The sequence below is a fragment of the Amphibacillus sp. MSJ-3 genome (genome assembly GCF_018919165.1).
Classification (GTDB): domain Bacteria; phylum Bacillota; class Bacilli; order Bacillales; family Amphibacillaceae; genus Amphibacillus.
Window position 1 is genome coordinate 21,315 of the sequence record NZ_JAHLQM010000031.1, and the last position, 7,265, is coordinate 28,579.

A 7,265-nucleotide genomic window follows, 5' to 3' on the forward strand; every position below is an offset into this window, starting at 1 on the left:
TACGGCTAGTTAAGCAGGATAAAAAATTTATATAAAGGAAGGGAACGGGATGGATGATGAAAAAGTAGTCTCGATAGAGGATCGGATTCCAAAACTAAAGGAAGCTCGTCGTAAAAAAACGAATCGCCGATTAATATTTTATCTTTGTTTATTTTTTTGTTTGTTATCTATTGTTGTCTATTTACAATCACCGTTGAGCTATATAAATGAAATCAATGTGAGTGGTTATCGATATACAAAACCAGAATCTATTATTGAAAGTTCTCAACTCTCAAAAGAAGTTAATATTTGGAGTTTTAGAACATCTGAAATAGAGAATAGATTGACAGAAGTACCAGAAATTAAAGAAGCAACTGTCAAACGTAAGTTTCCCAACCATGTAGAGATCAATATTGTTGAGTTTAATAAAATTGCTTATTTGAATAAAGGTGACCTTTATTATCCATTGCTAGAAGATGGGCATATGCTTGATTCATTTCATATAACTGAATATGAAGGGGATGCCCCCTTGCTATTTGATTTTTCTGATGATGAGTATTTAATGCTGTTTGTTGAGCAATTAGCCAGCTTACCAAGTTCAGTTGCTAATCATATTTCAGAAGTCTATTGGCAACCAACCGAATCTAATCCATATACATTAAGATTATTTATGAACGATGGTTTTGAGGTGATTACAAGCATCCGAAGCTTTGGTGATCATATGAGTAGTTATCCATCTATTGTCAGTCAACTTGATGATAATCATGGTATTATTGAAATAGGAGAGGGTGGAGCTATTTATTATAAGGATGGTATAGAAGATCATCAGAAACAAGATATAGATTCTGAAGGGGGTGAGCTTGACGATGAAAGTGAGGGGTAAACATACAATTCTATCTCTCGTTCTGTTTTCATTTGGGTTTTTAATAGCTTTTAGTTATCAGCATACTAAATCAATGATAAAAGATGATCATGTTAGTGTTCAAGAATGGGAAAAAACTTTTTATTATCGTCAACAGCTCATTCAATTTGAAGAAAACAATCATCAATTGCAACAAGAAATAGATCAAGTAAGACTAGATATATTGCAGCTAGAGAGTAAAATGGCTGATCAAGTTGAAGCAATGAGTGAAAGTGTAGATGAAAAGTTGGAACTCCAGGCTTTAATAGGTGAATTGCCGATAGAAGGAGAAGGGATTTACATATCATTGAAGGATCAAGAGTTTATCCCAGATCAAAAGAATGCGGATCAATATATTGTTCATGATCTACATATTCAATTAGTTATCAATGAATTATATAGTGCGGGTGCGGAGGCACTGTCAATCAATGGGCAGCGGATTTTCTCGGATAGTCACATTGTATGTATTGGACCCGTGATCTCAATTGACGGTGAGGAGTATCCAGCACCATTTAAAATTGAAGCAATTGGTGACCCAGAGCTTCTTAGGGAAAGTTTAGAGTTACCAAATGGTGTCATTGATTACCTTGTCAATGATCAAGTTGAAGTAGAAATTGGCAAGGTAGAACAAATCACAATGAATGCTAGGGTGAGTTAATAGGTGATAAATATGTCTCAAAAAAACAAAACCACATTCTCTCTAGCTATGATGATTTTTGGCATAATGTTAGCCATTCACTTTCAATCTTCTTCCGAGCAGGAAGTTCGAGAAACGAGAGACATGTGGGAAATTCGATCACAATTACAAAGTGAACAAAATAATCAACAAGTACTACAAAATGAGCTAAATGACCTCAAAGCTGTTCAAGCGCAATATGAATCAACATCTGAACAAGATCAAATAAAAGCTTTAAATGAATCGATCACTTCATTGAGAGAGAAAGCTGGATTAACTGATATTGTTGGCCCAGGTATTCAGATCGAGCTTGTGCCAAATTATGGTGAACGAAGTGATCCTTTATTTTTTCCTGAACTGACACCAGAGTTGTTAAATCGACTCGTTAATGAAATCAACTCATATGGTGCTAATCATATTGCTATTAATGACGAACGCTTAATGAATTTGACTGCAATTCGCTTAGTTGGAAATCAAATATATATAAATCAACGTCCATTACCAGATCTTCCTCTAACAGTTAAAATATCTTCTAATGATCCAAATCGTTTACTTAGTTATATGGAAGTCAGTCAATCACGAGATGAATTTGCGATGCACAATATATCATTTAATATAGAAAAAGTAGATAATCTTCAAATTCCAGCATATGATGGAAAACTGTCTTTACAGTTCATCGAAGTTATTGAAGATGATAAAGCAGGTGGAAGTTAATGTGGATACCATTTTTATTTTTACTTATTGGAATAGCTTTGGGATTGTTAACTGATATTTCAATTCCTGATATCTATTCGGATTATTTATCAATAGCCATTTTAGCAGCAATGGACACTCTTCTTGGTGGAATTCGTGCTCATTTAGAAAATCTATTTAATCAGCGTATTTTTATAAGTGGTTTTTTCTTTAATATTAGTTTAGCTGTTATTTTGACGTTTATTGGGCAGCAATTAGGGGTAGATCTTTATCTAGCAGCTGTTTTTGCCTTTGGACTACGTTTATTTCGAAATATATCAATTATCAGACGTTATTTATTTAAAATTCCAAATCAAAATAAATAAATGCTTGACCTAATAAAGGAATATCGTCGATCGATGTAGAATAATGAAATATAATATAAATAGTCAAAAGGTATTAATAGACTAGCAATTAAATGGTATAATAAGATGAATAAATGAAATCAAAAATCAATAATTATTATTTGTGCTGTAAGAAATGATAGAAAAGTATTATTGATGCTGTAGATTGGGAGGTGCCTCATTTATGAACAACAATGAAATATTAGTCAGCCTTGACATAGGTACATCAAAAATTAAGGTAATCGTTGGTGAGGTATTATCAGATTCCTTAAACATTATCGGTGTTGGGTATGCGGAATCACGTGGCATGAAAAAAGGTTCGATAGTAGATATTGATCAAACTGTTCAATCTATTCGTGAAGCAATTGAACAAGCTGAACGGATGGTAGATATGAGAATTGAACGTGTGATCGTTGGCATTAATGGGAACCACACACAACTATTACCATGTCAAGGGATTGTGGCTGTATCAAGTGAAAATCGAGAAATAAACGATGAAGATGTAACTAGAGTTATTGATGCTGCTCAAGTTATCTCTGTTCCCCCTGAAAGAGAAATTATTGATGTCGTACCTAAACAATTTATTGTTGATGGTTTAGATGAGATTACAGATCCTAGGGGAATGATAGGTGTCCGTTTAGAAATGGAAGGGACAATTATCACTAGCTCTAGAACAATGTTACATAACATTCTGAAATGTGTAGAAAGAGCAGGATTAGAAGTTGTTGATATTTGTTTACAACCTTTAGCAACAGGCTCAATCGCACTATCAAATGATGAAAGAGAATTAGGTGTAGCATTGATCGATGTTGGTGGTGGATGTACAACCATTTCAATTTTTGAAAATAACCATCTAGTCAATACAAGAGTTATCCCACTTGGTGGTGATAATATAACAAAAGATATTTCAATTGGTTTGAAGATGAGTTCAGAAGATGCTGAAATGATTAAATTAAAACACGGACATGGATTTTATCCAGATGCACGTGAAGAAGATACTTTTAAAGTTACCTCTATTGGTAGTAATCAACAACATACGTACAATCAACTTGACCTTGCTAATATAATTGAAGCACGTATGGAGGAAATCTATACATATGTAGCAAGAGAAATTAGGAGAATGGGTTACTCCGAATTACCTGGTGGATTTGTTTTAACTGGTGGTTGCATGAGAATGCCAGGTACCTTAGAATTAGCACAAGATCTTTATCAAAGTAATGTAAGAATAGCTATTCCAGATTATATTGGTGTACGTGAACCACAATATACGTCAGGTGTTGGTATCCTTAAATTTACTTATGCAAATGCAAAAATTCAAGGTAAGCACTTAGGTCACTCCGTATCTCAACTAGATATTAGAGAAGAAAAACCAAATAAAAAAGCTACTCGATCAAAACCAAAAAAAGAAAATCAACAACCAACGAATGAAAAGAAAGAATCAAGCATTGCAAATTTATTTAAATACTTTTTCGATTGATACTTATGTATAATTTGAAATTGACATCTTAACGTGTGTAATACTGTTTTTATAGGAGGAACGAACATGTTGGAGTTTGACACAGAATTAGATCAGCTAGCGACGATAAAAGTAATAGGTGTTGGTGGTGGCGGAAACAACGCTGTTAACCGAATGATAGAGCATGGCGTACAAGGCGTTGACTTCATCGCTGTAAATACAGATGCACAAGCCCTAAATTTATCAAAAGCAGAAGTGAAAATACAATTAGGAACGAAATTAACTAGAGGATTAGGTGCTGGTGCTAATCCAGAAGTTGGCCGTAAAGCCGCTGAAGAGAGTAAAGAACAAATAGAAGAGGCGCTCCAAGGAGCGGACATGGTCTTTGTTACGGCCGGAATGGGTGGTGGAACAGGTACAGGAGCTGCACCAGTTATCTCACAAGTAGCAAAGGAAATCGGCGCACTAACGGTAGGTGTTGTAACACGTCCTTTCTTGTTTGAAGGTCGTAAACGATCAACGCAAGCAGTAGCCGGTATTGAAGGATTAAAGGAAAATGTTGATACATTAATTGTTATTCCAAATGATAGATTACTAGAGATAATTGACAAGAACACACCAATGTTAGAAGCTTTTCGGGAAGCGGATAATGTTTTACGCCAAGGTGTGCAAGGAATCTCTGACTTAATCGCAACGCCAGGCTTGATTAATGTTGACTTTGCAGACGTAAAAACAATTATGTCTGATAAAGGTTCAGCCTTAATGGGAATAGGTGTAGCTACTGGTGAAAACCGAGCAACAGAGGCGGCGAAAAAAGCAATATCATCACCACTATTAGAAACATCAATCGATGGAGCACGTGGTGTCTTGATGAATATAACTGGCGGAACTAGTTTGAGCTTATATGAAGTTCAAGAAGCAGCGGATATTGTTACATCTGCTGCTGATCAAGAGGTAAATGTTATTTTCGGTTCAGTCATCAATGACAAATTGAAGGATGAAATAGTGGTTACCGTTATTGCAACAGGATTTGATGAAAAAAAGATTGAAGCTAATCAATCAAGACAAAGACCAAATATCAAAAATAAACAAAATTCTAACCATCAACAAGATGGAAAACGAGAGCAAGAAGAAGTATATGAACCAACAAACTTTCGAGAGGAAGAGGATACATTAGATATTCCAACGTTTTTAAGAAATCGAAACCGAAGACGATAATTAATTAGACGCTGAGAAATAACTAGTCCTAAATCATAAAGAATGAGCCTGGGACATAACTAACCAAAAAAATGGTTTCAAGCATTAAAATTTGCTTGAAACCATTTTTTGTTGGATTATTTCTTTCTTCTAGTATTGGATTGTTGCTTCTGGCAATAAACTTCCCCAGGTTCACCGCCATCAACGCAAATCCCGATTCATTTATCGAATAGTTCCTTTTGAAAATAAAGACGATAGATATAAAGCAGGTGCAAGAGATACCTATTATAACATTGCTGGATTCGGAGATGTAATAGGAGATTTCTTTTCATGGGTTGGTGAAGGATTTTGTGAAAGGAATATTTTCGTTAGTAGGTGGAGTTTTAACTTATTTAGGAAGCGGAGCTGTTATACTTTTAACTACACCATTTGGAACCTCACCCATTAATCAAAGAAAGAATAGACAACATGCCACCAGAAATCTTTGATAGTTATCAAAATTTCACATTAGGGGCAGGGTCTCATGCAGAAGTATATGCATTAAATGAAGCATTGTTAGCAAATCCTACTGCTAAATTAGAAAATTTTATGGTGTATGTAGTTAGATCAGGAAAAAAATTAAAACCAAGAGGCCTACCTATGCCAAGATGTCCACATTGTGAATATATAACAAATGGAGCAAGTTATTTCCCGGAGGTATTAAAGTATGGAAACTAATATATTAACAAAAGAGTATGTTTTAAATAACGGAATTGATTTTGATGATGATATTTTAGAACAAGAGTATTTAAGCGATAGAATTTTATATAACTCTAAAGAATCTGGAATAAAACCTTTTACAGGGTTAATTTATGAAATTTATCCAAATGGTAATTTAGCATATTATTGTTATTATAAAAATGGTTTTTCAGATGGTGATTTTATTGAGTTTTATAATGATGGAAAAATAAAAAGTACTCAGCACATGCAAAGAGGTAGAATTTTTGGAGTTGAGAAAATTTGGTATAGTAATGGGGTGTTGAAATCTGAATCTATATATGAATATGGTGTTTGCTTAACGTTTAAAGAATGGGATGAGAATGGAAAATTAATTAATGAAAAATCTAAACCAACTGAAGATGATATAGAACTTAGAAATAGTCAAGAAAAGTTGTATAAAAAGGTTCTAGAAAAAGGTATTTAAATGAATGTGCAAAGTATTCATAGTTTTAATGTCTATAATGAATCAGAGTTTATTAATATACAAAATGAATTAAAGAAAAAAATAATTTTACGAAATAGTTTTGAAAAAAAGCATTAAATTAGTTGCAGGTGTTGATTTAGCTTATTGGGAAAATGAAAATAAACAATATGGAACATGATGCATAGTTGTTATTGATTATAACACTAAAAATGTGGTTGAAAAAGTTAATAGTGTTGGAGAAATAAAAGTACCGTATATATCTGGATTTTTAGCTTTTAGGGAATTACCTTTAATTATTAAAGCTTCAAAAAAATTAGTGGTAGAGCCTGATATATTCATATTTGATGGAAATGGATATTTACATTTTAATCAAATGGGAATAGCTACTCATGCATCTTTTTTCTTAAATAAATCAACTATAGAAGTTGCCAAAAGCTATTTAAAAGTAAATGGAGCAGATTTTGATATGCCAGATAATAAAGAGGGTTCATAAACCGATATTTTAATAATAAAGAAAGCAGATTGCCAATTCCAACTAGATTAGCTGATTTAGAAACACATACTATTAGAAGAAAATTATATGATATATAAATATTATAACTAAAAATACTGTATATTATAAAATTTAAATGAAAAGGTTGATACTTAAATTATAAAGTATCAACCTTTTATTTGTCATGTAACTGTCAAGTTAAATTGAACACTTTTCGCTCATTAATTTTGAACAGTTTTATCATTAAATATTGAGCGACGATGTTTTAATCGATAACTGTCACCTCCTAGTTGGATAACTTCAG

At 33.2% G+C, this 7,265-nt stretch carries 8 protein-coding genes and 1 pseudogene; all 9 read left to right on the forward strand.

The window, feature by feature from the left end:
• Positions 1-49 precede the first annotated feature (49 nt).
• The 9 genes and pseudogenes from KQI76_RS09570 to KQI76_RS09610 all read left to right on the forward strand — a co-directional run bounded on the left by KQI76_RS09570 (position 50) and on the right by KQI76_RS09610 (position 7,059).
• Entirely contained in the window at positions 50-862 is an 813-nt protein-coding gene (locus KQI76_RS09570) for a cell division protein FtsQ/DivIB (protein ID WP_216400089.1), read from the forward strand.
• Positions 846-1,538 carry a DUF881 domain-containing protein gene (locus KQI76_RS09575; RefSeq protein ID WP_216400090.1) on the forward strand — a complete coding sequence of 231 codons (693 nt, stop codon included), beginning with the start codon at positions 846-848 and terminating at the stop codon, positions 1,536-1,538. Before KQI76_RS09570 ends, KQI76_RS09575 begins: the two co-directional genes overlap by 17 nt.
• Positions 1,539-1,550: 12 nt before the next feature.
• On the forward strand, positions 1,551-2,270 hold the full coding sequence (locus tag KQI76_RS09580; RefSeq protein ID WP_216400091.1) for a DUF881 domain-containing protein: 720 nt from the start codon (positions 1,551-1,553) through the stop codon (positions 2,268-2,270).
• Positions 2,270-2,614, forward strand: a complete 345-nt coding sequence (locus tag KQI76_RS09585) for a small basic family protein (protein WP_216400092.1) — start codon at positions 2,270-2,272, stop codon at positions 2,612-2,614. The genes KQI76_RS09580 and KQI76_RS09585 overlap by 1 nt, the downstream gene beginning before the upstream one ends.
• Before the next feature lie 202 nt (positions 2,615-2,816).
• Entirely contained in the window at positions 2,817-4,109 is a 1,293-nt protein-coding gene (gene ftsA, locus KQI76_RS09590; protein ID WP_216400093.1) for a cell division protein FtsA, read from the forward strand.
• A 66-nt stretch (positions 4,110-4,175) separates the two neighbouring features.
• Positions 4,176-5,306: a cell division protein FtsZ gene (ftsZ, locus tag KQI76_RS09595; protein ID WP_216400094.1), complete on the forward strand. Its 1,131-nt coding sequence runs from the start codon at positions 4,176-4,178 to the stop codon at positions 5,304-5,306.
• A 408-nt stretch (positions 5,307-5,714) separates the two neighbouring features.
• Positions 5,715-6,002 (forward strand): YwqJ-related putative deaminase, encoded by a 288-nt coding sequence (locus KQI76_RS09600; RefSeq protein WP_305853369.1) that lies wholly within the window; start codon positions 5,715-5,717, stop codon positions 6,000-6,002.
• A complete protein-coding gene (locus KQI76_RS09605; RefSeq protein WP_216400096.1) occupies positions 5,992-6,468 on the forward strand; it encodes a toxin-antitoxin system YwqK family antitoxin in 477 nt (158 codons plus the stop codon). Before KQI76_RS09600 ends, KQI76_RS09605 begins: the two co-directional genes overlap by 11 nt.
• A pseudogene (locus KQI76_RS09610) lies at positions 6,469-7,059 on the forward strand (endonuclease V).
• Positions 7,060-7,265 lie beyond the last annotated feature (206 nt).

Coding starts and splice junctions, on each gene's coding strand:
- KQI76_RS09570 (WP_216400089.1), top strand. CDS start 50: ATGGATGATGAAAAAGTAGTCTCGATAGAGGATCGGATTCCAAAACTA.
- ftsZ (WP_216400094.1), top strand. CDS start 4,176: ATGTTGGAGTTTGACACAGAATTAGATCAGCTAGCGACGATAAAAGTA.
- KQI76_RS09605 (WP_216400096.1), top strand. CDS start 5,992: ATGGAAACTAATATATTAACAAAAGAGTATGTTTTAAATAACGGAATT.
- ftsA (WP_216400093.1), top strand. CDS start 2,817: ATGAACAACAATGAAATATTAGTCAGCCTTGACATAGGTACATCAAAA.
- KQI76_RS09585 (WP_216400092.1), top strand. CDS start 2,270: ATGTGGATACCATTTTTATTTTTACTTATTGGAATAGCTTTGGGATTG.
- KQI76_RS09575 (WP_216400090.1), top strand. CDS start 846: ATGAAAGTGAGGGGTAAACATACAATTCTATCTCTCGTTCTGTTTTCA.
- KQI76_RS09580 (WP_216400091.1), top strand. CDS start 1,551: ATGTCTCAAAAAAACAAAACCACATTCTCTCTAGCTATGATGATTTTT.